The organism is Streptomyces sp. NBC_01288 (assembly GCF_035982055.1).
Classification (GTDB): Bacteria; Actinomycetota; Actinomycetes; order Streptomycetales; family Streptomycetaceae; genus Streptomyces.
This window is the reverse complement of sequence record NZ_CP108427.1, coordinates 1,848,433-1,873,979: the sequence shown is the minus strand read 5'-3', so window position 1 is coordinate 1,873,979 and position 25,547 is coordinate 1,848,433. Positions and strand designations below refer to the sequence as shown.

21 protein-coding genes are annotated in these 25,547 nt (G+C 69.8%); 7 read left to right on the top strand and 14 right to left on the bottom strand.

The features are described 5' to 3' along the window. Positions 1 to 108 precede the first annotated feature (108 nt). A complete protein-coding gene (locus tag OG194_RS08230; protein WP_327407007.1) occupies positions 109 to 1,227 on the top strand; it encodes a glycerate kinase in 1,119 nt (372 codons plus the stop codon). A 70-nt stretch (positions 1,228 to 1,297) separates the two neighbouring features. On the opposite strand, the gene pssA is transcribed toward OG194_RS08230, so the two are convergent. The 9 genes from pssA to OG194_RS08185 form a co-directional block, all read right to left on the bottom strand. Next, positions 1,298 to 2,119: a CDP-diacylglycerol--serine O-phosphatidyltransferase gene (pssA, locus tag OG194_RS08225; protein ID WP_019062931.1), complete on the bottom strand. Its 822-nt coding sequence runs from the start codon at positions 2,117 to 2,119 to the stop codon at positions 1,298 to 1,300. Positions 2,120 to 2,141: 22 nt separating this feature from the next. Further along, positions 2,142 to 2,798 (bottom strand): phosphatidylserine decarboxylase, encoded by a 657-nt coding sequence (locus OG194_RS08220; protein WP_200688558.1) that lies wholly within the window; start codon positions 2,796 to 2,798, stop codon positions 2,142 to 2,144. A gap of 170 nt (positions 2,799 to 2,968) precedes the next feature. Continuing rightward, entirely contained in the window at positions 2,969 to 4,174 is a 1,206-nt protein-coding gene (locus OG194_RS08215; protein WP_327400192.1) for an acyl-CoA dehydrogenase family protein, read from the bottom strand. Between the two features lie 2 nt (positions 4,175 to 4,176). After that, positions 4,177 to 4,689, bottom strand: a complete 513-nt coding sequence (locus OG194_RS08210) for a MaoC family dehydratase (protein WP_327400191.1) — start codon at positions 4,687 to 4,689, stop codon at positions 4,177 to 4,179. A gap of 5 nt (positions 4,690 to 4,694) precedes the next feature. Further along, on the bottom strand, positions 4,695 to 5,666 hold the full coding sequence (locus OG194_RS08205; protein WP_327400190.1) for an HpcH/HpaI aldolase/citrate lyase family protein: 972 nt from the start codon (positions 5,664 to 5,666) through the stop codon (positions 4,695 to 4,697). Further along, the gene (locus tag OG194_RS08200) at positions 5,663 to 7,702 is read right to left on the bottom strand and encodes a protein meaA (RefSeq protein ID WP_327400189.1); all 2,040 of its coding nucleotides are present in this window, start codon (positions 7,700 to 7,702) and stop codon (positions 5,663 to 5,665) included. Before OG194_RS08200 ends, OG194_RS08205 begins: the two co-directional genes overlap by 4 nt. 10 nt (positions 7,703 to 7,712) lie before the next feature. Next, positions 7,713 to 9,056 (bottom strand): crotonyl-CoA carboxylase/reductase, encoded by a 1,344-nt coding sequence (ccrA, locus tag OG194_RS08195; protein ID WP_327400188.1) that lies wholly within the window; start codon positions 9,054 to 9,056, stop codon positions 7,713 to 7,715. A 418-nt stretch (positions 9,057 to 9,474) separates the two neighbouring features. After that, positions 9,475 to 10,302: a TetR family transcriptional regulator gene (locus OG194_RS08190; protein WP_033279584.1), complete on the bottom strand. Its 828-nt coding sequence runs from the start codon at positions 10,300 to 10,302 to the stop codon at positions 9,475 to 9,477. Between the two features lie 118 nt (positions 10,303 to 10,420). Continuing rightward, positions 10,421 to 12,226 (bottom strand): 3-hydroxyacyl-CoA dehydrogenase family protein, encoded by a 1,806-nt coding sequence (locus tag OG194_RS08185; RefSeq protein WP_327400187.1) that lies wholly within the window; start codon positions 12,224 to 12,226, stop codon positions 10,421 to 10,423. A 340-nt stretch (positions 12,227 to 12,566) separates the two neighbouring features. Here OG194_RS08185 and OG194_RS08180 point away from each other — a divergent pair, with 340 nt between their 5' ends. Continuing rightward, positions 12,567 to 13,142 (top strand): adenylosuccinate lyase, encoded by a 576-nt coding sequence (locus OG194_RS08180; protein ID WP_327400186.1) that lies wholly within the window; start codon positions 12,567 to 12,569, stop codon positions 13,140 to 13,142. 21 nt (positions 13,143 to 13,163) lie between these two features. Here OG194_RS08180 and OG194_RS08175 read toward each other — a convergent pair whose 3' ends face one another. The 4 genes from OG194_RS08175 to OG194_RS08160 all read right to left on the bottom strand — a co-directional run bounded on the left by OG194_RS08175 (position 13,164) and on the right by OG194_RS08160 (position 17,065). Then, positions 13,164 to 13,697: a GNAT family N-acetyltransferase gene (locus OG194_RS08175; RefSeq protein WP_327400185.1), complete on the bottom strand. Its 534-nt coding sequence runs from the start codon at positions 13,695 to 13,697 to the stop codon at positions 13,164 to 13,166. Positions 13,698 to 13,759: 62 nt separating this feature from the next. Then, positions 13,760 to 14,185 (bottom strand): RidA family protein, encoded by a 426-nt coding sequence (locus OG194_RS08170; RefSeq protein WP_327400184.1) that lies wholly within the window; start codon positions 14,183 to 14,185, stop codon positions 13,760 to 13,762. Between the two features lie 66 nt (positions 14,186 to 14,251). Further along, entirely contained in the window at positions 14,252 to 15,832 is a 1,581-nt protein-coding gene (locus tag OG194_RS08165) for an alpha/beta hydrolase (RefSeq protein WP_327400183.1), read from the bottom strand. 186 nt (positions 15,833 to 16,018) lie between these two features. Further along, positions 16,019 to 17,065: an Rv2578c family radical SAM protein gene (locus tag OG194_RS08160; RefSeq protein ID WP_327400182.1), complete on the bottom strand. Its 1,047-nt coding sequence runs from the start codon at positions 17,063 to 17,065 to the stop codon at positions 16,019 to 16,021. A gap of 191 nt (positions 17,066 to 17,256) precedes the next feature. Here OG194_RS08160 and OG194_RS08155 point away from each other — a divergent pair, with 191 nt between their 5' ends. The 5 genes from OG194_RS08155 to OG194_RS08135 all read left to right on the top strand — a co-directional run bounded on the left by OG194_RS08155 (position 17,257) and on the right by OG194_RS08135 (position 24,679). Then, the gene (locus OG194_RS08155; RefSeq protein WP_327400181.1) at positions 17,257 to 17,700 is read left to right on the top strand and encodes an SRPBCC family protein; all 444 of its coding nucleotides are present in this window, start codon (positions 17,257 to 17,259) and stop codon (positions 17,698 to 17,700) included. A gap of 166 nt (positions 17,701 to 17,866) precedes the next feature. Next, complete coding sequence (locus OG194_RS08150; protein ID WP_327400180.1) at positions 17,867 to 20,296, top strand: MFS transporter; 2,430 nt, start codon at positions 17,867 to 17,869, stop codon at positions 20,294 to 20,296. A 149-nt stretch (positions 20,297 to 20,445) separates the two neighbouring features. Next, on the top strand, positions 20,446 to 22,947 hold the full coding sequence (locus OG194_RS08145; protein WP_327400179.1) for a SpoIIE family protein phosphatase: 2,502 nt from the start codon (positions 20,446 to 20,448) through the stop codon (positions 22,945 to 22,947). Between the two features lie 162 nt (positions 22,948 to 23,109). After that, positions 23,110 to 23,835 (top strand): class I SAM-dependent methyltransferase, encoded by a 726-nt coding sequence (locus OG194_RS08140; RefSeq protein WP_327400178.1) that lies wholly within the window; start codon positions 23,110 to 23,112, stop codon positions 23,833 to 23,835. A 136-nt stretch (positions 23,836 to 23,971) separates the two neighbouring features. Beyond that, positions 23,972 to 24,679 carry a TetR/AcrR family transcriptional regulator gene (locus tag OG194_RS08135; RefSeq protein ID WP_327400177.1) on the top strand — a complete coding sequence of 236 codons (708 nt, stop codon included), beginning with the start codon at positions 23,972 to 23,974 and terminating at the stop codon, positions 24,677 to 24,679. A gap of 36 nt (positions 24,680 to 24,715) precedes the next feature. On the opposite strand, the gene OG194_RS08130 is transcribed toward OG194_RS08135, so the two are convergent. Further along, complete coding sequence (locus OG194_RS08130) at positions 24,716 to 25,525, bottom strand: thioesterase family protein (RefSeq protein ID WP_327400176.1); 810 nt, start codon at positions 25,523 to 25,525, stop codon at positions 24,716 to 24,718. Between the last annotated feature and the right edge of the window lie 22 nt (positions 25,526 to 25,547).

Here is a 25,547-nt window from a genome sequence, read left to right as displayed (position 1 = left end):
GTCCGCCGGTTAAGGTCGCAGCGGCGCGACTGGCCCCTGAACGCGCGGGGGCCCGTAGAGCAAGGGGATCGCAAGGTGGCGGACGCTGCACAGAGGGGCACCCACAGGGTGCTCATCGCCGCGGACAAGTTCAAGGGGTCGCTGACGGCCGTGCAGGTCGCCGAGCGGGTGACGGCCGGGCTGCGCCGGGTCGTACCCGATCTGGACGTGACGGCGATGCCGGTCGCCGACGGCGGCGACGGCACGGTGGACGCGGCCGTCGCGGCGGGCTTCGAGCGACGGGAGATACGGGTCGCCGGACCCCTCGGCGACGAGGTCACCGCGGCCTTCGCGGTACGCGGCGACACGGCCGTCGTGGAGATGGCCGAGGCGAGCGGGCTGCAACGCCTGCCCAAGGGCGTCTTCGCCCCGTTGACCTCCTCGACGTACGGCTCCGGCGAACTGCTGCGGGCCGCGCTCGACGCGGGCGCCCGCACGATCGTGTTCGGCGTCGGCGGCAGCGCCACGACGGACGGCGGCGCGGGCATGCTCTCCGCGCTCGGCGCCCGCTTCCTGGACGCGGAGGGTGAACCGGTGTCCCCGGGCGGCGGTGGCCTGACCGACCTGGCCTCGGCGGACCTCACGGGCCTCGACCCGCGCCTCACCACCGTCGACCTCATCCTCGCGAGCGACGTCGACAACCCCCTCACCGGCCCCAAGGGCGCCCCCTCGGTCTACGGCCCCCAGAAGGGTGCGGCGCCGGACGACGTGGACGCCCTCGACGCGGCCCTCGGCCACTACGCGAAGGTCCTTGAGGAAGCGATCGGCACCAAGGCCGCCGAGTACGCCGCCGCACCCGGAGCGGGTGCTGCCGGCGGCATCGGCTACGGCGCCCTCCTCCTCGGTGCCCGCTTCCGCCCCGGCATCGAGGTCATGCTCGACGTCCTCGGCTTCGCCGCCGCCCTGGAGGGCGCCACCCTCGTCATCACCGGCGAGGGCTCCCTCGACGAACAGACCCTCCACGGCAAGGCCCCGGCAGGCGTCGCCGCGGCGGCCCGCGCCGAGGGCAAGGAGGTCGTCGCGGTCTGCGGCCGCCTCGCCCTGCCCCCGCAGTCCCTGGGCCACGCCGGCATCCGCCGCGCCTACCCGCTCACGGCCCTGGAACCGGACGTCGTGAAGTGCATCGCGGAGGCGGGACCGATCCTGGAGCGGGTGGCGGAGAACATCGCACGGGACTTTCTGGTCTGAGTCCCGCCCAAGGAACGCGGAAGGGCCCGAGCCAGGTGGCTCGGGCCCTTCGCCATGTCTCCTACGACCGCTACGGCAGCTGTGCCGCCCGCGCCTCACGCCGGTTGCCGCGGAAGTTGTTCACGCGGCGGGCCGTCGCGAACAGCGGGATCACCGCGCCCATGACCAGCTGGAGCGCGCAGCCCGTCTGGAGGAGCAGCTGACCGCCCGGGGCGTCGAACGCCCAGGATGCCAGCAGGCCCATCGACAGGACGATCCAGGCGAGCATCGCGACCGCGAGGCGACCGCGCGGCTTCGGGTACTCGACCCGGCTCACCATCAGCCAGGCGGTGCCCAGGATCGCGAGCAGCGTTGCCACGAAGGGCAGTTCGAGCAGCACGATCGAGACCACCGTCAGCGCGCCGAACGGGGAGGGCATGCCCTGGAACATGCCGTTCGGTGGTGTCACGCACGAGAAGCGGGCCAGTCTCAGCACCACCGCCAGCAGCACCACGATCGCCCCGACCGCGGCCACTCTCTGGTGCGCGTCGTCGGCGACCATGCCGTAGACGAGGACGAAGTACGCCGGCGCGAGGCCGAAGCTGATCAGGTCCGACAGGTTGTCCAGCTCCGCGCCCATGGGGGAGGAGCGCAGCTTGCGGGCGACGAGGCCGTCGAAGAGGTCGAAGACCGCCGCGCACAGCATCAGGATGACCGCGGTGGCCGCGCTGTGGCGGGCCATGCCGGTCGACTCGTCGTTGCCCGTCAGGTGCGGGATCAGGATGCCGGTGGTGGTGAAGTACACCGCCATGAAGCCGCAGGTGGCGTTGCCGAGGGTGAGGGTGTCCGCTATTGAGAGGCGGAGAGAAAGAGGCATCTCCTCCTCGTCGTCCACCTCATCGGCCTCGGGCACCCAGCCCGCCTGTGTCTCCGGATCAACCACGGTCAATGCGAGTCACCCCAGCCACGGTCTTCTGGCCGACCTCCACGTCCACCTCGACACCCTCGGGGAGGTAGATGTCGACACGCGAACCGAAGCGGATCAGTCCGATGCGCTCGCCCTGCTCGACCTTCGTGCCCTGCGGAACGTAGGGGACGATGCGGCGGGCGACGGCGCCGGCGATCTGGATCATCTCGATGTCACCGAGTTCGGTGTCGAAGTGCCAGACGACCCGCTCGTTGTTCTCGCTCTCCTTGTTGAACGCGGGAACGAAACCACCCGGGATGTGCTCGACCGACGTCACCGTGCCGGAGAGCGGCGCGCGGTTGACGTGGACGTTCAGCGGGCTCATGAAGATGGCGACGCGGGTGCGACCGTCCTTCCACGGCATGATGCTCTGCACCACACCGTCGGCGGGAGAGATGACCCGGCCCTGGGTGATCTCGCGCTCGGGGTCGCGGAAGAACCACAGCATGCCCGCCGCGAGCGCGGTGGCGGGTACGGCCACGACCTTGGCGGCGCCGGACTTGCGCGCACGTACCAGGCTGAGGGCTGCGGTGGCGACGGTCGGCAGGAGCCACGGCGATGCTCCGCGCGCGAGGCGTACGCCTGCCAGGCTGTCGCGTGGTGCAGAGGTTTGGCTGTGGGGCATGGATGACCTTCGTAGCGGATGATGCCGCGCAGTAAACGGGGGACGGCGGCTTTCCCGGGATCGTACCGGTCGCGGGCCACAACTGGGCAAGCCAGGAAGCCGAGTCGGCGGCTGAGGAGCGTTGACGGGGTGTGATCTTCTTCTCGAAGAAAACACCCCGAAACGGACAATCAGCCCTGGAATCGATACTCTTCGAGCAACCTGCGCCCGATGATCATTTTCTGGATTTCGGCGGTACCTTCGCCGATCAACAGCATCGGCGCCTCGCGGTAAAGGCGTTCGATCTCGTACTCCTTGGAGAAGCCGTACCCGCCGTGGATCCGGAAGGCGTCCTCGACGACCTCCTTGCAGTACTCGGAGGCGAGGTACTTCGCCATCCCTGCCTCAAGGTCGTTTCGTTCCCCGGAGTCCTTTTTGCGTGCCGCATTGACCATCATCGCATGGGCGGCCTCGACCTTGGTAGCCATCTCCGCGAGCTTGAACTGGATCGCCTGGTGCTGGGCGATGGGCTTCCCGAAGGTGTGACGCTGCTGTGCGTACGAGACGCCCAGTTCGAAGGCACGCTGAGCGACACCGCAGCCACGCGCCGCCACATTGACGCGGCCCACCTCGACTCCGTCCATCATTTGGTAAAAACCTCGGCCGGTGTCTCCGCCGAGGACCCGATCGGCCGGAATCCGCAGGCCGTCCATGATCAACTCGGTGGTGTCGACGCCCTTGTAGCCCATCTTGTCGATCTTCCCGGGGATGGTGAGACCGGGCCGGACCTCACCGAAACCGGGCTCCTTCTCGATCAGGAAGGTCGTCATCGACTTGTGGGGCGCGGTGCCCTCCGGGTGTCCTTCGTCACTTCGCACGAGGACGGCGACGAGTGACGACGTACCGCCGTTCGTCAGCCACATCTTCTGGCCGGTCAGGACGTACTCGTCACCGTCCTTCACCGCCTTCGACGTGATCGCCGAGACGTCCGAACCGAGCGCGGGCTCCGACATCGAGAACGCGCCCCGGATGTCGCCGGCCGCCATGCGCGGCAGGAAGTGGTCCTTCTGCTCCTGCGTGCCGTGCTGCTTGAGCATGTAGGCCACGATGAAGTGGGTGTTGATGATCCCGGACACGGACATCCACCCGCGCGCGATCTCCTCCACACACAGGGCGTACGTCAACAGGGACTCGCCCAGGCCGCCGTACTCCTCCGGGATCATCAGGCCGAAGAGGCCCAACTCCTTGAGCCCGTCGACGATCTGCTGCGGGTATTCGTCGCGGTGCTCCAGCTCGGTGGCGACCGGGAGGATCTCCTTGTCCACGAAGCCGCGGACGGTGGACAGGATTTCCCGCTGGATGTCGGTGAGACCGGCGGTCTGGGCGAGTCGCGCCATGGCTACTTCTCCTGCTCCTTGAGCTGGGGGCGGCCGGGCTGCTCGCCGCCGCGCTCCTTGATGTACGTCTCGGTCGGCACCATCACCTTGCGGCGGAACACGCAGACCAGCGTGCCGTCCTGCTTGTAGCCCTTGGTCTCGACGTACACGATCCCGCGGTCGTTCTTCGACTTCGAGGGCGTCTTGTCGAGGACCGTCGTCTCGCCGTAGATCGTGTCCCCGTGGAACGTCGGCGCCACGTGCTTCAACGACTCGACCTCCAGGTTGGCGATCGCCTTGCCCGATACGTCCGGCACCGACATGCCGAGGAGCAGCGAGTAGACGTAGTTCCCGACGACCACGTTCTTGCCGAAGTCCGTTGTGTTCTCGGCGTAGTTGGCGTCCATGTGGAGCGGGTGGTGGTTCATCGTCAGGAGGCAGAAGAGGTGGTCGTCGTACTCCGTGACCGTCTTCCCGGGCCAGTGCTTGTAGATCGCGCCGACCTCGAACTCCTCGTAGGTGCGTCCGAACTGCATGGTGCTCAGGCCTCCGGGGCTTCGAACTTGGACGTGCGCTCCATACCGGCGGCCCGGCCCTTGCCCGAGATGACGAGCGCCATCTTGCGGCTGGCCTCGTCGATCATCTCGTCGCCGAGCATCGCGGAGCCCTTCCTGCCGCCCGCCTCGGACGTGTAGTAGTCGTACGCGTCCAGGATCAACTCGGCGTGGTCGAAGTCCTCTTGAGAGGGCGAGAAGATCTCGTTGGACGCCTCGACCTGGCCCGGGTGCAGCACCCACTTGCCGTCGAAGCCGAGCGCGGCGGCCCGCTGGGCGACCGCGCGGTAGCCGTCGAGGTTGCGGATCTGGAGGTAAGGGCCGTCGATCGCCTGGAGGTTGTTGGCGCGGGCGGCCATCAGGATCTTCATCAGGATGTAGTGGTAGGCGTCCGCCGGGTAGCCGGGCGGCTGCTCGCCCACGACCAGCGACTTCATGTTGATCGACGCCATGAAGTCGGCCGGGCCGAAGATGATCGTCTCGACGCGCTGCGAGGCCGTGGCGATCTCGTTGACGTTGTTCAGACCCTGGGCGTTCTCGATCTGCGCCTCGATGCCGATCTTGCCGACCTCGAAGCCCATCGTCTTCTCGATCTGCGTGAGCAACAGATCGAGCGCTACGACCTGTTGGGCGTCCTGCACCTTCGGCAGCATGATGCAGTCGAGGTTCTGGCCCGCGCCCTCGACGACCGTGACGACATCGCGGTACGTCCACTCGGTCGTCCAGTCGTTGACGCGCACGACCCGCGTCTTGCCCGTCCAGTCGCCCTCGTTGAGGAACTTGACGATGGTGTGCCGCGCCTCGGGCTTGGCGAGCGGCGCGCACGCGTCCTCCAGGTCGAGGAAGACCTGGTCGGCCGGGAGGCCCTGCGCCTTCTCCAGGAAGCGCGGGTTGCTTCCCGGGACCGCGAGACAGGAGCGCCGCGGGCGAAGCCGGTTGACGGGGGCGGGCGTGGTCATGCGGGGACCTCCAAGGGGTCGAGCAGGGGGTCGAGCTTGTTCGCTTTCCGGATCTCGTCGACGATACGGCCGATGATTCCCGTGATGTCGAAGTCCTTCGGGGTGAAGACCGCGGCCACTCCCGCGGCCCTGAGCAGCTCGGCGTCGGCGTTCGGGATGATCCCGCCCGCGATCACCGGGATGTCGGCCGCGCCGGCCTCGCGCAGCCGGTCCAGCACGTCCGGCACCAACTGGGCGTGCGAGCCGGACAGGATGGACAGGCCGACCGCGTGCACGTCCTCGGCGAGGGCCGCGTCCACGATCTGCTCGGGGGTGAGTCGGATGCCCTGGTAGACCACCTCGAAGCCGGCGTCACGCGCGCGTACGGCGATCTGCTCGGCGCCGTTGGAGTGCCCGTCCAGGCCCGGCTTGCCGACCAGGAAGCGCAGCTTCCCGGCACCCATCTCGCGGGCCGTCACATCCACCTTGCGGCGGACCTCGGCCATCGCCGAGCCCTCCTCGGCGGGCACCGCGACCGGCGCCGACGAGACGCCCGTGGGCGCCCGGAACTCGCCGAACACCTCGCGCAGGGCCCCGGCCCACTCGCCGGTCGTGACACCGGCGCGGGCGCACTCCAGGGTGGCCTCCATGAGGTTGCCGGTGCCCTTGGCGGCCTCCTTCAGCCGCTCCAGCGCCTTGCACGGGCGCGGGTGGTTGAACGGCGGCTGGTAGCGCGTGTCCCGCCAGTGCCGCAACGACTCGATGACCCGGGCCTCGACGGCCGGGTCGACCGTCTGGATCGCCGTGTCGAGGTCCGCGGTGAGCGGATTGGGCTCGGTCGTGTTGAAGATGTTGACGCCGACGATCTTCTCCTGACCGGACTCGATACGGGCCCGGCGCTCGGCGTGCGAGGAGACGAGCTGCGACTTCAGGTAGCCGGACTCGACGGCGGCCATCGCGCCGCCCATCTCCTCGATCCGGTCCATCTCGGCGAGGGACTCCTCGACCAGGGAGGCCACCTTCGCCTCGATGACGTGCGAGCCGTCGAAGATGTCCGCGTACTCCAGCAGGTCGCTCTCGTAGGCCAGCACCTGTTGCATGCGCAGCGACCACTGCTGGTCCCAGGGCCGGGGCAGCCCCAACGCCTCGTTCCACGCCGGGAGTTGCACGGCGCGCGCGCGTGCGTCCTTCGACAGCGTCACGGCCAGCATCTCCAGCACGATCCGCTGGACGTTGTTCTCCGGCTGCGCCTCCGTCAGGCCCAGGGAGTTGACCTGGACGCCGTAGCGGAAGCGGCGCTGCTTCGGGTTCTCGATGCCGTAGCGCTCGCGGGTGACCTCGTCCCAGATGCGGCCGAAGGCGCGCATCTTGCACATCTCCTCGATGAAGCGGACACCCGCGTTCACGAAGAAGGAGATGCGGGCGACGACATCGCCCCTGCGGTCCTCGGGGATCTGGCCGGACGCGAACACCGCGTCCAGGACGGCGATCGCGGTGGACATGGCGTACGCGATCTCCTGGACCGGGGTGGCCCCGGCCTCCTGGAGGTGGTAGCTGCAGATGTTGATCGGGTTCCACTTGGGGATGTGGTTGACCGTGTAGCAGATCATGTCGGTCGTCAGCCGGAGCGAGGGCACCGGCGGGAACACGTGCGTGCCCCGCGACAGGTACTCCTTGACGATGTCGTTCTGGGTCGTCCCCTGGAGCAGGGTGATGTCGACGCCCTGCTCCTCCGCGACGACCTGATAGAGCGCCAGCATCCACATGGCGGTGGCGTTGATCGTCATCGAGGTGTTCATCTGGTCCAGGGGGATGTCCTGGAACAGCCGGCGCATGTCCCCGAGGTGCGCGATCGGCACGCCGACCCGGCCGACCTCGCCGCGGGCGAGGATGTGGTCGGAGTCGTAGCCGGTCTGCGTCGGCAGGTCGAACGCGACCGACAGACCGGTCTGGCCCTTGGCGAGGTTGCGCCGGTACAGCTCGTTGGACGCTTCTGCCGTGGAGTGACCGGCATACGTGCGCATGAGCCACGGCCGGTCTTTCTGACGCTCAGTCATCTACGTGACCTCAGATGTTCCGGAAGCGGTTGATGGCGTCGATGTGCTGGGCGCGCTTCTCCTCGTCGCGCACACCGAGGCCCTCCTCGGGGGCGAGGCACAGGACGCCGACCTTGCCCTGGTGGAGGTTGCGGTGGACGTCGTAGGCGGCCTGACCGGTCTCCTCCAGGGAGTACACGCGGGAGAGCGTCGGGTGGATCTTGCCCTTCGCGACCAGCCGGTTGGCCTCCCACGCCTCGCGGTAGTTGGCGAAGTGCGAGCCCACGATCTTCTTCAGGGACATCCACAGGTAGCGGTTGTCGTACTCGTGGTTGAACCCGGAGGTCGACGCGCACGTGACGATCGTGCCGCCCTTGCGGGTGACGTAAACGCTTGCGCCGAAGGTCTCGCGGCCCGGGTGCTCGAAGACGATGTCCACGTCCTCGCCGCCGGTGAGTTCACGGATCCGCTTGCCGAAGCGCTTCCACTCGCGCGGGTCCTGGTTGTGCTCGTCGGCCCAGAACTTGTAGTCCTCGGCGGTGCGGTCGATGATCGCCTCGGCTCCCATCGCGCGGCAGATGTCCGCCTTCTGCGGCGAGGAGACGACGCAGATGGGGTTGGCGCCGCCCGCGAGCGCGAACTGCGTGGCGTACGAGCCGAGTCCGCCGCTCGCGCCCCAGATGAGGACGTTGTCGCCCTGCTTCATGCCGGCGCCGTTGCGGGAGACCAGCTGCCGGTAGGCGGTGGAGTTCACCAGGCCCGGGGCGGCGGCCTCCTCCCACGACAAGTGCCCCGGCTTGGGCATCAGTTGGTTGGACTTGACGAGCGCGATCTCGGCGAGCCCGCCGAAGTTGGTCTCGAAGCCCCAGATCCGCTGCTCGGGGTCGAGCATCGTGTCGTTGTGCCCGTCGCTCGACTCCAGCTCCACGCTCAGGCAGTGCGCGACGACCTCGTCACCGGGCTTCCAGGCGTTCACGCCGGGGCCGGTGCGCAGGACGACGCCCGCGAGGTCGGAGCCGATGATGTGGTACGGCAGGTCGTGCCGCTTGGTGAGCTCGCTGAGCTTGCCGTAGCGCTCCAGGAAGCCGAAGGTCGCCATCGGCTCGAAGATCGACGTCCACACGGAGTTGTAGTTGACCGAGGAGGCCATCACGGCCACCAGGGCCTCGCCCGGGCCGAGTTCGGGCACCGGGACGTCGTCCAGGTGGATCGACTTGCGGGGGTCCTTGTCGCGGGTGGTGAGACCCGCGAACATGTCCGTCTCGTCCTTGTGCACGGTGATCGCGCGGTACGACTCGGGGAGCGGCAGGGCGGCGAAATCGGCCGGAGTCGAGTCCGGCGACTGGATCGCTTCGAGGATGTCCTTGACGGTCACGGTGTTGCCTCCGGCGAAGTGCGCCCTGAGGGAGGGGCGCCGATGGTTACGTCGGTGCTGCTGCTGAGGGTGGGTGCTGAGGTGCCGTCGGTTCGGCGGGGTGGTGCTTCGGCAGCGCTTTGTGGCGCGGAGGTTGCCTGTGACGCAGGCGTCCGGGCGCGCAGCCCAGTGGTGGGTTGCGGGGACAGCCGACGTACGAGAGGTCTCTGTACGCCGGCCGCCCGGACCTCTTCAACGTATGACACTGCGTGTCACCCCGCAAGGCACCGAGTGCCATGAATCGCTCTCAGGTGAAATCTTTACGTAACAAATGAGCGATGATCGATCGAACGAGGCCTGAAAGGTGCGTGAAAAGGGGCTCTGGCATGCCAAAACGGCCACCCCGTGGGGTGGCCGTCATCACGGAGGGGTGGGGAGGTCAGCGGTCTCTCAGTGCCTCTTCGATGGTCCGCATGACCTCGTCCAGCGGGGCGTCGGTGCGGGCGACGGTCACCAGGACCTCGCCCTGCTGGTGCACCATCGCCGTGGCCGGCTTGGGGGTCGTGGTGCGGCCGGCGCCGATGCCGCTGCCGAACGTCTTCCGTACGATCCCGAAGGCGTGGTCGAGCTGCGCCTCGACGTCGCCCTGGCCGCCGGCCCGCAGCCAGCGCCGCAGCACGTGGTTGTGGGCGGTGACCACGGCCGAGGCGGCGACCTCGGCGAGCAGCGGGTCGTCGTTGGCGTCGTCGTCGTGCGCGTGCTCGTCGAAGTGGCCCAGAAGATAGCGCGTGAACAGCCGCTCGTAGCGGGCCACCGACGCGATCTCGGCCTCGCGCAGGGTGGGCACCTCGCGCGTCAGCTTGTAGCGGGCGACCGAGATCTCCGGCTGGGCCGCGTACATGCGCATGACTTCCTTGATGCCCCGGCACACCGTGTCGAGCGGGTGCTCGTGCGCGGGGGCGGCATTGAGTACCGCCTCGGCCCGGATCAACGTGTCGTCGTGATCCGGGAAGATCGCCTCTTCCTTGGAACGGAAGTGGCGGAAGAACGTCCGGCGCGCGACCCCGGCCGCGGCCGCGATCTCGTCGACGGTGGTCGCCTCGTACCCCTTGGTCGCGAACAGCTCCATCGCGGCCGCCGCCAACTCGCGCCGCATCTTGAGGCGCTGGGCGGCGGCACGACTGCCCGCGGCACTCTCCGGTGCGTCGGGCGTGGCAGGTGTACGGGAGGGCTTGGCGGGCTGGGGCATGACCCGAACGTACTGCATGTGCGCAGCTTGGCGCGCACGTCCGGGGTTTCCCCCGCCCGCTGTGGGCAGGGGTTCTCCGGTGGGATCGAGCAGCCCGCCCCAGTCGCCGTCGACGTCGAACCGGTCCTCCGGACGCTCAGCGGCGGGCATATTCGCGGAAGCCGCGGCCCGTCTTGCGGCCGAGGCAGCCCGCGGCCACCAGGTGCTCCAGGAGCGGTGCCGGAGCGAGGCCCGGGTCGCGGAACTCGCGGTGCAGGACCTTCTCGATCGCCAAGGAGACGTCCAGTCCGACGACGTCCAACAGCTCGAAGGGGCCCATCGGGTAGCCGCCGCCCAGCTTCATCGCGGCGTCGATGTCGTCAAGCGACGCGTAGTGCTCCTGCACCATCTTGATCGCGTTGTTGAGGTACGGGAAAAGCAGTGCGTTGACGATGAATCCGGCCCGGTCACCACAGTCGACGGCATGCTTCTTGATCTTGACGCACACCTCGTGAACTGTTGATTGGACGTCGGCATCCGTCAGCACCGTACGGACGACCTCGACCAGCTTCATGGCCGGTGCGGGGTTGAAGAAGTGCATGCCGATCACGTCCTGCGGGCGCGAGGTGGCGCGGGCGCACGCGACGACCGGGAGCGACGAGGTCGTGGTGGCCAGGACCGCGCCCGGCTTGCAGACCTTGTCCAGCGTCGCGAACAGCTGCTGCTTGATCTCCAGGTCCTCGGCGACCGCCTCGACGGCCAGATCGACGTCGGCGAAGGAGTCGTAGGAGCCCGCCGGAGTGATCCGCTCCAGGGTCTGCGCGGCGGCCTCGGCGGTCATCCGGCCCTTGTCGACGGAGCGCGAAAGCGACTTGCCGATACGGGACTTGGCGACCTGCGCCTTCTCCTCGCTGCGCGCGGCGAGCACGACCTCGTACCCGGCCTTGGCGAAGACCTCGGCGATACCGGACGCCATGGTCCCGGAACCGGCGACACCGACGGAGCGCACGGTGCGGCCGGGGGTGAGCCGCGCGCCCTCGACCGGGGTCAGCGCGTCCCGCACGAGGGTCGCGCTGCCGGGAGTCTCGTAGGAGTAGAAGCCGCGACCCGTCTTACGGCCGGTCAGGCCCGCCTCGCTGAGTTGTTTCAGGATCGGCGCGGGGGCGTGCAGGCGGTCGTGGGACTCGGCGTACATGGCCTCCAGGACCGTGCGCGCGGTGTCGATGCCGATGAGGTCGAGGAGCGCGAGCGGGCCCATGGGCAGCCCGCAGCCGAGCCGCATCGCGGCGTCGATGTCCTCGCGGGAGGCGTACTTCGCCTCGTACATCGCGGCCGCCTGGTTGAGGTAGCCGAACAGCAGGCCGTCCGCGACGAACCCGGGCCGGTCGCCGACCGCGACGGGTTCCTTGCCCAGCTCGATGGCCAGCTCGGTGACGGCGGCGACGGCGGCGGGCGCGGTCAGCACCGAGGAGACGACCTCGACCAGCTTCATCGCGGGCGCCGGGTTGAAGAAGTGCAGCCCCAACACCCGCTCGGGGCGTGCCGAGTCGGCCGCCAGCCGGGTCACGGAGAGGGCGTTCGTGCCGGTCGCGAGGATGGTGTCGGGGCGCACGACCCCGTCCAGCTCGCGGAAGATCTGGTGCTTGATCTCGTACGACTCCGGGGCCACCTCGATCACCAGGTCGGCGTCGGCCGCGGCGCTCAGGTCGGTGGAGGTGCGGACGCGGGCCAGGGCGTCGGTGCGCTCCTGCTCGGTCAGCCGGCCGCGTCGCACGGCGTGGGCGGTCGCGGTCTCCAGGGCGGCGACGGCGTGCGCGGTCGCGGCCTCGCTGACGTCGATGCCGACGACCTCGCGGCCGGCCCGGGCGAGGACCTCGGTGATACCGGTGCCCATCGTGCCGAGACCGACGACGGCAATGGTCTTGAACGGGGACAGGGGAGCGTCGGACAGGGGAGCTGCCATCGTGGGACTCCTGGAATGAGGGTGACGACTGGGAGCGCACTCCGTACGCCGAGGGGCGCACGGAGTGCGAGAAGGAGTGCGGGTGATACCGGGCAACGAGCGCACACGCCCGGCGAGAAGAGGGAGTTCCGACCGGCCCTGTCCCAGGCCTGGTCGTACCGCGGTACACGAGGCACCGAACCGACTGCACTCACGGCGGCTGCGTCACCAGGCCGCCGTAAGGAGATACGCGAGTGGGTAACTCGCTCACCTGAGCTTAACCGGTGAGTAACGAGCGCGCCAGCCCCCGAGTTTGTGATGTAGGTCCCGGGCTTCCTGTGACACCCATAGGCTCGGTTTCATGGACGAAGAGTTGCGATCACTCACGGAGCGCTTACGGCAGGAGTCGGGAGGAGCGGTGCCGTACGAGCGACTCGTGGCGACCGGCGACCTCGACGAACTGGCGGAGGTCCTCACCGCCCCCGGCCATCCGCTGTGGGCAAGGGAGTTGGCCGCGTTCCGCCTGGGCCTCGCCGGCGACCGACGTGCCTTCGAGTCTCTCGTCCTCCTCCTCAACCACCGTGACCCGCAGCGCTGCGCCTCCGCCGCGTACGCCCTGGCCCGCCTCGACGACCCCCGCACCGCCCGCGCGGCCGCCGCCCTCGCCACCAACGAACTCCGCGTCGCCTACGCCCTGCACCCCGTCCGCCTCCTGGCCGACCTCCACGCCCCCGAGTCCGTCCCCGCGCTCATCACCACCCTCCAGCGCCGCCTGCGCCCCCACGACCCGTACCGCCGCGTGGCGCTGGCCTGCGTGGAGGGCCTCGGCGCACTGGCCGACCCGCGCGCCAGACCGGTACTGAACGACGCGCTCGCCCACCCGGCACTGGCGGAGGCGGCGGTGCACGCGCTGGGGCGGATTCCGCGGCAGCGGTGAGTTGTCGGCCCGGTGCGGCGCTCAGCCCCTCAGTTCCTTGACGTACCGCAGCTCGGGCACCGCGACCCCTTCCACCTCGTACGGCTCCTCCGTGCCGTCCGCCCGGAAGCCCGCGCGCTCGTAGAAGCGGCGGGCGCGGGCGTTGCCTCGGACGACCCAGAGGTAGACGCGGTGGTGACCGCGGTCCGCGCACTGCCGTAGGGACTCCTGCACGAGGGCCCGGCCGGCGCCGATGCCCACGTACCGGGGGTCGAGATAGATCGCGTACAACTCCGCCTCTCCGGTGCGGAGTTCACCGTCGCGGTACGGTCCGATCGCTGCCCAGCCGACGAGTTCGGCACCCCGGGTCGCGACCAGGTTCAGCACGCTGCCGTCCCCTTGCTCGAAGCGGGCCCGGCGGCGTTCGGCGTCGGCCTTCGCGCTGAGGGTGTCGAGGAATGGCTGCGGCATGAGGCCCCGGTACGCGAACTGCCAGCCCAGGACGCGGATCTCGGAGACACGGTCGCAGTCGGCGAGGGTCATGGGGCGGATGCGGAGGGGCTCGGCGTCGTCCATGGCGGCACCCTAGGGAGGTGGCGACCGCGCCCGCCTCCGAATTAGCCGCGCCTGCCTCCGAACTACTCGGCCTGCTCGGCTTGTTCGCCTTGTTCGGCGATCACCGCGAACGCCTCGATCTCCAACAGGAACTCCGGTCGCACCAGCGCGGCGACCTGGACGGCCGAGGCGGCAGGCAGCCGGTCGTCGGGTATGTGTGCCGCGCGGGCCGTGCGGATGGCCGGCATGTGGGCCATGTCCGTGACGAAGTAGGTCAGTTTGACCACGTCGTCGAAGGTGGCACCCGCGGAGGCCAGGCAGCGGCGGAGGTTCTCGAAGACCTGGCGGGCCTGGGCCGCCGGATCGCCCTCGCCGACGAGCTTGCCGTCCTCGTCCAGGGCGAGTTGGCCGGAGATCGCGACGAAGCGGCCGGTGCCCATGACGACGTGCGTGTAGGCCGTCGCGGGGGCGACGCCGTCGGGGGCGGGAATCCTCGTCAGCTCACTCATGCGTCCATGGTGGACCATGGGTCTGACAACGAGGATTCCCGCCCCCGGGGGACAGTCAAGCCGTGCTCAGCCGCGGAAGCCCAACAAGCCGTGCAGCGTCGAACCGTGTGCCGTGCTCGTCGCCGCCTTCGCCGTGGTCAGTGGCTTCGGGTCCGGCGTCTTCTGGCACACCGCGTCGATCTCGCCGCCACTGCGCGGCACCTTGCCGTCGGTCAGATACGTCGCCAGGTACTTGTCCAGGCAGGCGTTGCCGCTCAGCGTGATGCCGTGGTTCCCGCCGCCCTGCTCGACCACGAAACTCGAACCGGCCAGCATCTGGTGGACCGTGGCGCCGCCCTCGTACGGAGTGGCCGCGTCGTTCGTCGCCTGGAACAGCAGCACCGGCGGCAGCTTGCCGTTGGCGATGTTGATCGGCTGCTTCGTCTGCGTCGGCCAGAACGCGCACGGCGCGTTGTACCAGGCGTTGTTCCACACCATGAACGGCGCCTTGTCGTAGGCCGCCCAGTTGTCCTTGCGCCACTGGTTCCAGTCGCGCGGCCAGGACGCGTCACGGCACTGCACCGAGGTGTAGACGCTGTACCCGTTGTCCCCGGAGGCGTCGATCGCGGCGAAGTTCTCGTACGTCTCGACCAGGGGATCGGCGTTCTTGTCGTTCACGTACGCCGCGAACGCCTCGGCCAGATAAGGCCAGTAGCCGTTGTAGTAGCCGCCCGGGACGAAGGTGTCCTCCAGTTCGGAGGCCCCCACCTTCCCGCCCGCCGGCTTCTTCGCGAGCGCCTTCCGCATCGCGTACCACTTGGCCTCGATCTTGGCCGGGTCGGTGCCGAGCTTGTACGTGGTGTTGTACTTCGCGATCCACGCCATGAGCGCCTGCTGGCGGTCGTTGAAGGCGTAGTCCTGCCCGAGGTTGTCGTCGTACCAGACGCCGGTGGGATCGACGATGGAGTCGAGGACCAGGCGGCGCACGCGCTGCGGGTAGAGCTTCGCGTACACGGCGCCCAGGTAGGTGCCGTACGAGTAACCGAAGTAGTTGATCTTCTTCGCGCCGAGTGCCGCCCGGATCGAGTCCATGTCCCGCACGGCGCTGATCGTGTCGATGTACGGCAGGACGCTCGCGTACTTCTTGCCGCAGGCGGCCGCGAACGCCTTCACGCGCGTGAGGTTGGCCTTTTCCAGCGCCGGGGTGCTGGGCACCGAGTCGGGGCGCACCGGGTTGAAGTAGCCCGGCTCGCAGTCCAGGGCGGGGGTGCTCTTGCCGACGCCGCGCGGGTCGAAGCCGATGACGTCGTACTGGGACGCCACCGCCTTGGGCAGCGAGGACGCGACGAAGCCCGCGAGGGTCAGTCCGCTGCCGCCGGGGCCGCCGGGGTTGACCAGCAGTGGGCCCTGGTACGTCTTCGCGGTGTGCGGGACGCGGGACAGGGCGAGCGAGATCTGCTGGCCGTGCGGGTTCGCGTGATCGAGCGGCACCTTGACGCTTGAGCACTGGAGCGTCGGATAGTCCGTGGTGGCACAGCTCTTCCAGCTGAGCTTCGCCGCCTGGACGGTGGTCGTGGGGTGCGCGGTGCTCGCGTCGGCAGGGAGAGCGGTGACCGTCCCGGCCACGACGACGGCGGCACCGCACAGTACGGCTGCGCGTTTTCTCATACGTCCTCCCAGGACGGAGAGGCGGCGGACAGCGGGTTTCGCGGTCCGTCCTCGCCGCATAGTCCCGAAATCTCGGGGCGGAAGAACCTGTTCAGCCGATACTTGACCCAATTGGGCCGCCGGATGCGCTCGAACGCCCTCGGTTCGGTGAGAAGCGCTCCCGGATCAGATCAGGGACGAACACCCTCAGATCAGCGTGAGCTGCGTCGGCTCGGACACCGGCTGATCCGCCGGGTCCGGCGACTCGGGGATCCGGCGCGGCATCCCCGCGCGCGCGGGACCGATGCCGTACTCCTGCGCCAGGTCGTGGACCTGACGGGTGATCCGGCGCTGGTACCACTTCGGGGCGTACGCGCCCTCCGCGTACAGCCGCTCGTAACGGCGCACCAGGTGCGGGTGGTGCTGCCCGAGCCAGGCCATGAACCACTCGCGGGCGCCGGGCCGCAGATGCAGCACCAGGGGAGTCACCGAGCTCGCCCCGGAGGCCGCTATCGCCCTTACCGTGGCGCGCAGTTGGGCCGGGTCGTCGCTCAGGAAGGGGATCACCGGGGCCATCAGGACCCCGACGTCGATGCCGTGCCCGGTCAGGGTCCGTACGGCGTCCAGGCGCCGCTCCGGGGAGGGCGTGCCGGGCTCCACCGTGCGCCACAGTGCCGGGTCGGTGAAGCCTACGGAGACGGAGATGCCGACGTCGGTGACTTCGGAGGCCTGCACCAGGAGGTCCAGGTCGCGCAGGATCAGCGTGCCCTTCGTCAGGATCGAGAAGGGGTTCGCGTGGTCGCGCAGGGCGCCGAGGATGCCCGGCATCAGCCGGTAGCGGCCCTCCGCGCGCTGGTAGCAGTCGACGTTCGTGCCCATCGCTATGTGCTCGCCCAGCCAGCGCCGGGAGCCGAGCTGGCGGCGCAGCAGGTCCGGCGCGTTCACCTTGACCACGATCTGCGAGTCGAAGCCGAGGCCGGTGTCGAGGTCCAGGTAGCTGTGCGACTTGCGGGCGAAGCAGTACACGCACGCGTGCGAGCAGCCCCGGTACGGGTTGACCGTCCACTCGAAGGGCATGCGGGACGCCCCCGGCACCCGGTTGATGATCGAGCGGGCCCGCACCTCGTGGAAGGTGATCCCGCGGAACTCGGGTGTGTCGAAGGTACGGCTGACCACGGCGTCCGCGCCGAACAGCGCGGCGTCGGCCGTCCGGCTGTGGCCGCCGGAATCGACGGTGAGGTTCTCCCAGCGCATGACGCCTCCTAAGTAGGCCTGCCCTCCGAGTGAAACACTTGTTCGAATTACTGTGCAAGTGTCATTCCCGAGCCGTTCCCGATCGCTTCCGGCGCCTTGAGGCACCCCGATTTGGGTGGCCGTAGGCGGGGGTGGTTGGCTTGCCCCGACCCCGAGAACCGATGTCCTGACTCATGTCCTGGAGGAAACCGATGGCGCAGGTCGAGGCGACTACCGAGCGGGTCGTCGCAGCCGACGCGGAGGCTGTCTTCGACGCCCTCGCCGACTACAGCGGCACGCGCGCGAAGGTGCTGCCCGAGCAGTTCAGCGAGTACGAGGTGCGCGAGGGCGGCGACGGCGAGGGCACCCTCGTCCACTGGAAGCTCCAGGCCACCAGCAAGCGCGTCCGCGACTGCCTCCTGGAGGTCAGCGAGCCCACCGACGGCGAACTGGTCGAGAAGGACCGCAACTCCACCATGGTCACCACCTGGCGGGTCACCCCGGCCGGCGAGGGCAAGTCCCGCGTCGTCGTGACCAGCACGTGGGACGGTGCCACCGGCATCGGCGGCTTCTTCGAGCGCACCTTCGCCCCCAAGGGCCTCGGCCGCATCTACGACCTGGTCCTCGACCGGCTCGCCGCCGAGGTCGAGAAGTAGGCCTCAAGGGCCAAGCCGCCAGGGCGCGTTGGCGCTCCGGCCGCGTTCCTCACCGGTTCGAGTGGATCTCCGTTCGAGCCGGGCGTACGCCGTAACTCGTCACGCTTGCTCGCAGTTGTCGCCTAAAGCGGGAATTGTGCGGCAGGCGCGACGAGGGGAGCGGTACGTGGGCGGGACGACTCTGGTGCAGGACGAACAGGCCCCGGCACCCCCGGAGACACCCGTCCCCGCACCCGTCGAGAAGGCCGAACTGAGCCCGCGCCGCGTGCGGTTGGTGTTCCTCGGCCTGATGCTCGCGCTGCTGCTGGCGGCCCTCGACCAGATGATCGTCGCCACCGCGCTCCCGAAGATCGTCGGCGAACTGCACGGCCTGGACAAGATGTCCTGGGCGATCACCGCCTACCTCCTCACCTCCACGGTCGGCCTGCCGGTCTACGGCAAACTCGGCGACCTCCTGGGCCGCAAGAGCGTGTTCCAGTTCGCGATCGGCGTCTTCGTCATCGGCTCCGCGCTCTCGGGCCGCGCCCAGTCCATGGACCAACTCATCGCGTTCCGCGCGGTGCAGGGCATCGGCGCGGGCGGGCTCATGATCGGCGTGCAGGCGATCATCGCGGACATCGTGCCGCCTCGGGAGCGCGGTCGGTTCATGGGCCTGATCGGCGCCACCTTCGGACTCGCCTCCGTGGCAGGGCCGTTGCTCGGCGGGTACTTCACCGACCACCTCTCCTGGAGGTGGTGCTTCTACATCAACGTGCCGTTCGGCGTGGTGACGTTCGCCGTCGTCACCGCCGTACTGAAATTGCCGAAGCCGACCGTCAAGGCGCGCCTCGACATCGTTGGCGCGCTGCTGCTCGCCGCTGCCTCGACCTGCCTGGTCCTGCTGACCAGTTGGGGCGGCACCGAGTACGCCTGGGGCTCGCACGTCATCCTCGGGCTCGGCGCCGGAGCCGTGGCCGCCGCGGTCCTGTTCCTCGTCGCCGAGCGGCTCGCGCCCGAACCCCTCATCCCGCTACGGCTGTTCAAGGACGCCGTCTTCAACGTCACCGCCCTCGTGGGCCTGGTGATCGGGGTCGCACTGTTCGGGGCGGCCAGTTATCTGCCGACTTTCCTCCAGATGGTCGACGGGGCCAGCGCCACCGAGTCCGGGCTGCTGATGCTGCCCATGATGGGCGGCATCGTCGGCGCGTCCATCGTCTCCGGGCAACTCATCAGCCACACCGGCCGCTACAAGATCTACCCCCTCCTCGGCAGCGCCCTCGCGACCCTGGGCATGTGGCTGCTGTCCCGCCTCGAAGTCGACACCTCCCGGCTCCAGTACAGCGTCTGGATGGCCGTCCTCGGCGCCGGCATCGGCATGGTGATGCCCGTCCTCGTCCTCGCCGTGCAGAACTCCGTACGGCCCGCCGACCTCGGCACCGCCACCAGCGCCAACAACTACTTCCGGCAGATCGGCGGCAGCGTCGGCGCCGCCGTCTTCGGCACCCTGTTCGCGAACCGGCTCACCGACGCCCTGCGCGACCGCATCCCCCCGCGCGCGGGTGCCGGTCTGCCCGACCCCGAGTCCATCACCCCGCAGCTCGTCCACACGCTGCCCCCGGCCCTGCGCGACGGCTACATCCAGGCGTACGCCGACGCCATGCCGCGGATCTTCCTCTACCTGGTGCCGGTGCTCGCCCTCGGCCTGCTCATCGCCTTCTTCCTCAAGGAGAAACCGCTGGTGTCCCACAACGCCCCCGCCGAGATGTCCGAGGTCGCGCCCCTCAACTCCCCCATCCCGCAGGCCCTCCCCCAGCCTTCGGCCGGGGGGACCCCCATCTCGCTTCGCTCGTCGTACGCGGCCGGAATCCCGGTCTGCGGCACGGTGCAGCACCCCGACGGGACCGTCGTGCCCCGGGCCGCGCTCACCCTCATCGACGTCTCCGGACAGCAGATCGGGCGAGGTGCCAGCGGCGCGGACGGGCGGTACGCGCTGTCGACGCCCGGCTCCGGGTCGTACGTCCTGATCGCGGCGGCCGGCGGGCACCAGCCGCAGGCGGTGTCCGTGACCGTCGGCGAGCGGCCCGTGGAGCTGGACGTCGTCCTCGGCGGCGCCGGACGCCTCGCCGGGAGCGTGCTCACCGCGGACGGCACCCCGGTGCGGGAGGCCGCCGTGACACTCACCAACGTGCACGGCGAGGTCGTGGCCAGTACCCGCAGCGGGCGCGAAGGCACCTACGTGATCAGCGAGTTGGTGGCCGGCGAGTACACCCTCGCGGCCAGCGCGCCCGCGTTCCGCCCGGCCGCGCTCCCCGTCAGCGTCCAGGCGTCCCGCGAGACCCGCCAGGACGTCGAACTCGCCGGCGGCGCCGTCCTGCGCGGCACCGTCAGGGCGAGCGGCGGACGGCCCGTCGAGGACGCGCGCGTGACGCTCCTCGACGCGGCCGGCAATGTCGTGGACACCCTCACCACGGGACCCGACGGAACGTTCCGGTTCATCGACCTGTCCTCCGGCGAGTACACGGTGATCGCCGCCGGGTACCCGCCCGTGGCCACCGTGCTCCAAGTGGCGGGCGGGGGACGCACCGAGCGCGACCTCCAACTCGGGCACGAGGACTGAACTCCCGCCCCACAGAGCGCGGAGGCGCACGCCGGTGCGATGGAGTGGAACCAATTCCAGGAATGCCACACATCGCCACCGGCCGCCCCCGTAGCGTGGTCGGTGGCGGTACAGATCTTGCGGAGCCGTGGGGAGAGAGGGCCTGGGCCATGGACCGTGGCACCGAGCGGGAGACACCTCCCGGCCGCGGGGCCGGGGACGACGTGGTGCTCGAACACACGGCGACGGGCCGTGTCCCCCTCGCCGTGATCCTCATCGACCGCGACGGCCTCGTCTCGCACTGGAGCCGCGGTGCCCGACGTCTGTTCGGCGCCACGAAGGAAGAGGCGATCGGCCAGACGGCCCTCGACCTGCTCCCCGTCTCCGGCGCCCTGCCCGACGACGAGGAGATCAGCCCCTACGGCGGGTTCACCGCCTACGACGGACTCGGCCCCGACCTGGAGTCCTCCCTCGACGGCCGCCTGTCCTACCCGGCCGCCGGACGCGCCCGCCTCACCGTCCCCGAGCGAGGCGAGACGGGGGTGCCCGCGGCCGAAGGCTGGGGGAGCGACCGCGTGGACGTCCTGTGGTGGGCGTATCCGCTCGTCGGCCCCGGACAGGAACGGCTGTTGGTGCTCGCCGCCGACGCGGGCGGCCTGCGCCAGGACCTCCCCGAAGGGGACCGCGCCTTCGAGCGCATAGCACCGGGCTTCGCCCTGCACACCGACTTCCCCGGGGCCGACGAACTCGCCCGCAGGCTCCCCGAGATCCTGCCCAGCATGAGCGTCGACGAGAGCGCCCGTATCGTCGCCCAGGTCCTCGAACTGGGCTATCCCGTCCTGGAGTTCAGCCAGAACGAGCGGGTGCCGGTGACCCCCGACTGGGGCGTCGCCCGCCGCGCCGAGCGCAAGGCCCGCCGCGAGCGCGCCGCCCTCGCGGTCGCCGAAGGCCTGCCCGTGCCGCAGGAGATCGCGGACGAGGGCGAGGACCTCGAATACGTCGCCGTACGCGAGCGGTTGGAGTTCCTCAACGAGGTCAGCGGCCGCATCGGCACCTCGCTCGACCTCGCGCAGACCATCGTCGAGGTCAGCAAGGCCGTCGTCCCCAAGTTCACGGACGTCGCGGGCACGTACCTCCGCGAACAGGTCGTCGCCGGCGAGGGGTTCCCGGACGGCGTGCCCGACACCACCACCATGTGGCACCGGGTCGCCCTGGAGCACACCGACGAACCCGGCCGCTGGGACGACGTCGTACCGGTCGGCGAGGCCATGCCGTTCCCGGCCCACACCCCGTTCTTCCAGTGCATGACCACCGGCGAACCCGTCCTCGTGCCGCGCATCAGCGAGCAGATGGGGCACATGATCGCCTCGCAGTTCGAGAAGCGCGACATCAGGCCGCTGATCACCGGCCGCTCCATGCTGGTCGTCCCGCTCAAGGCCCGCAACGTCGTCCTCGGCTTCATGATCCTGTTGCGCCACCCGGAGCGCGTCGAGTTCAACGACATGGACCGCGTCACCGGCGCCGAACTCGCCGCCCGCGCGGGCCTCGTGCTCGACAACGCGCGCATGTACACCTACCAGGAGAGCGTCGCCGAGACCCTCCAGGACAGCATGCTGCCGCACATCCCGCCGCGCATGGCGGGCTGCGACATCGCCACCCGCTATCTGCCCGGCACGCTGCTCGGACGGGTCGGCGGCGACTGGTTCGACTCGGTGAAACTGCCCGGCGCCCGCACCGCGCTCGTCGTCGGCGACGTCATGGGCCACGGCCTCAACTCGGCCGCCATGATGGGCCAGTTGCGCACCGCCGTGCAGACCATGGCCGCCATGGACCTCCCGCCCGCCCAACTCCTGCGCAACCTCGACGACCTGGCGCAGCGCCTCGGCGACTCGTACCTCGCGACCTGCCTGTACGTCGTCTACGACCCGATCGCGAGCGAACTCCACATAGGCAACGCGGGCCACATCCCGCCGGTGATCGTGCGTGCCGTGGACGGCCGCAGCGAACTGCTCGACCTGCCCACCGGCGCGCCCATCGGCGTCGGCGGGGTGCCCTTCGAGGCGGTACGCGTGCGCGTGGAGCCCGGCGACCGGCTCGTGATGTGCACCGATGGTCTCGTCGAGGTGCGCGGCGAGGACATCGGCGTAGGACTCGCGGCCCTGAGCGAGTCGGCCGCGCATCCGGCCGCGTCCATGGACGACGCCTGCGACACCATCATCCGCACCCTCAACACCCGCGGCGGCCGCAAGGACGACGTCGCGCTCCTGATGGCCCGCCTCAACGGCATCGAGCCGGACGACGTCACCGAGTGGCGGCTCACCGTCGACCCGGTCGAGGCCGGCCGGGCCCGCGCGGTGGTCCGCGAACAGCTCCACGAGTGGGGCCTGCCCAAACTCGCCGACACCGCCGCCCTGTTGGCCGGCGAACTGGTCACCAACGCCGTACGGCACTCCCACCGCCGCCGCATCGCACTGCGCCTGGTGCGCGGCGACACGCTGATGTGCGAGGTGGACGACGACGACCCCACCCTGCCGTCCCTGCTCGGCGCGGGCCCCGACGACGAGTTCGGCCGCGGACTGCACCTGGTCGGCGTGCTCGCCCGCGAGTGGGGCGCCAGCCGTACGACCACGGGCAAGACCGTCTGGTTCGAACTCACCCTGCCCCGCCGCTGAAGCGGGCGCGACAGGCGGGGCACAAGGGGCGCACAACGGCGTACACCGGTCGAAAGAGCGGTGAAGGAATGCGCCGTGTGCTTGTGAGCAGGACCGGGGCGCGATAGACCGTACTGGCCCGTCACTTATGGCGGAACGGCCTCGCATCCTGGGGAGTTGGGCATGAGCGTGACCAGTCGGTACCGGGAGGCCTGGGAAGGTTTCTGGCGCGAGGCGCCCGACGGACAGGGAGCCGTCTTCTGGGACGCGGCCGCGGCGCAGACAGTGGGGCTCCATCTCGCCCTGTTCGAGCCTAAGTTGCGCGACCCCGGCCTTCAGATGGTGGACCTCGGCTGCGGCAACGGCACGCAGACCCGGTTCCTCGCCGACCGGTTCAGCCATGTCGTCGGCGCCGACCTGTCCGCCGCGGCCCTCGACCACGCCCGGCACGACGACCCGGCGGGGCAGGCGGCCTACCGACTGCTGGACGCCGCCGACAAGACCGAGGTCGAGACCCTGCACGCCGAACTCGGCGACGCCAACGTCTACATGAGGGGCGTACTGCACCAGGTCGAGCCCGACGACCGGCAGCCGCTGGTGGAAGGAATCGCCACGCTCATCGGCGAGCGCGGCCACGCCTTCCTCGTCGAACTCTCCGAGGCCGCCCGCCCGATCCTCGGCGAACTGGCCCAGGACCCGGCGGGCCCGCCGGCGAAACTCGCCCCGGTCCTCCGCCACGGCATCGCCCCCGGCGAGGTGCCCGACGACGAGGTGCCGGAACTCCTGCGCGCGGCCGGCCTCACCGTCATCGCGAGCGGCGAACTGCCGCTGATCACCACCGAGTTCACCGCGGACGGCGCGCGTATCGAACTGCCGTCGAAGTGGGTGATCGCGAGCCGCACCGCCTGAAAGCGGTACGTCTCCTGTTGTTGGTCCCCTTGCGCGGAGCCGGTGCCGGTGTGGTGCGATGCCCTGGGCGTGCCACGATCCGGCGCCCGTGCGGGCCCGGGACGGTCCGCACGTCGTCACACAGGGGAGAGCAGACATGCCAGGACCGCCGGGTCACGGGCCGGGCTTCGAGATCAGACGCCAGAAGATCATCGACACCGCCGCCTCCCTGTTCGCGCGGCAGGGCTACGCGGCGACCTCCATCAACGACCTGGGCCGCGCGGTCGGACTCGCCAAAGGCGCCCTGTACTACTACATCGGCTCCAAGGAGAACCTGCTCATCGAGATCCAGTCCCGGGTCCTCGGACCGCTGCTGGCCCGCGCCCAGGAGATCGCGGCCCTCGACGAGACGCCCCTGCTGCGACTGCGGCTGCTGTCCGAGTCGTTGCTGACGATCATCTTCCGCCGGCTCGACCACATCTGGGTCTACGAGCACGACTACCGCAGCCTCGGCGGCGCGGAGTTGGAGACGGTGCTGCGCCAACGCGCCGACTTCGAGCGGCTGATCACCGGCCTGCTCACGGAGGCCGTCGAGGAGGGGACCTTCCGCGCGGTCGAACTCGACCTGGCCACCCGGCAGTTCGTCAACCTCCACCACCACACCTACCAGTGGGTGCGGCCGGAGGGCCGGTGGGACGCCGCGTTCCTGTCCGCCGAGTACTGCTCGACCCTGTTCCGCGGTTTCGCCGCGTCCGTCGACGGACTCCCGGACGTCGAGGCGCTGGCCGCCGAGTTCAAGCGGGCCCGGCCGGCACTGCACCTCGACCCCGAGGCGACCTGGGAAGCGGTCTCCGCGGCGAGTTGAGACGCCTCCCGCTTCCGCACGGCAAACGAACCGCGCTCACCGCTCGGGCGCGGGCCGCACGGTGAGCATCTGTAGCGCGTGCCCCACGGGGCCGTCGACGTCGTGCAGGACCGTGCTCGTCAGACCCTGACCGGTGGGCCCGAAGGTGACCGTCGTGTCCAACCCGGTCCAGTCGCCCACGGGTTGGCGGTGCAGGTGGACGGTCAGGTCGACGTTCGGGTAGATCCAGGCGGTCGGCGGCTGTCGTACGGCGATGCCGTTCGCGGTGTCGACGAGCGCGAGATAGGACGCCAGCGGGCTGCTGGGCTCACCGGCGACGAGGGCGTGCCGGGTGGAGATCCAGGCGGTCGTACGGCCCGGCCGGGGTGGCGCGAGCGGTCGTACGTCCACGGAGGCGATGTATCCGCCGGGCCACAGCGCGCTCATCTCCCAGGGGGCCAACTCCTCGGGAGGGGTGAGGCGTTCGTCGGAGCCGCCCGCGACGCCGGAGGTGTCGATCGCGGCGAGGAACCAGGCCCGGGCCCGCACCACCGGCCGGTCGGCGACCAGCACCACGGCTTCGACCAGTTCGATCGTGCGGCCGGGGCGGACCACCTCCACCTGGATCTCGCACTCGTCTAGGGCGAGCCGGCCCAGGATGTCGTAACTGATCCGCGCCATCACGAGCCCGTCGCCGCCCGGCCGCTGCGCCAGCCGGCGCTCGATGGCGTGGACGACGAGCCCGCCGAGCGGGCTGAAGTGCAGCTCGTCCGGGTCCCAGGCGCCGCCCGCGTGGGCGGTGGGCTTGTAGCGGTGCTCGTCGATGCGCTCGTAGTAGCTGTCGGGGACCGTGGTGCCGGAGTTCAACGGACTTCTCTCCCAAGACTGT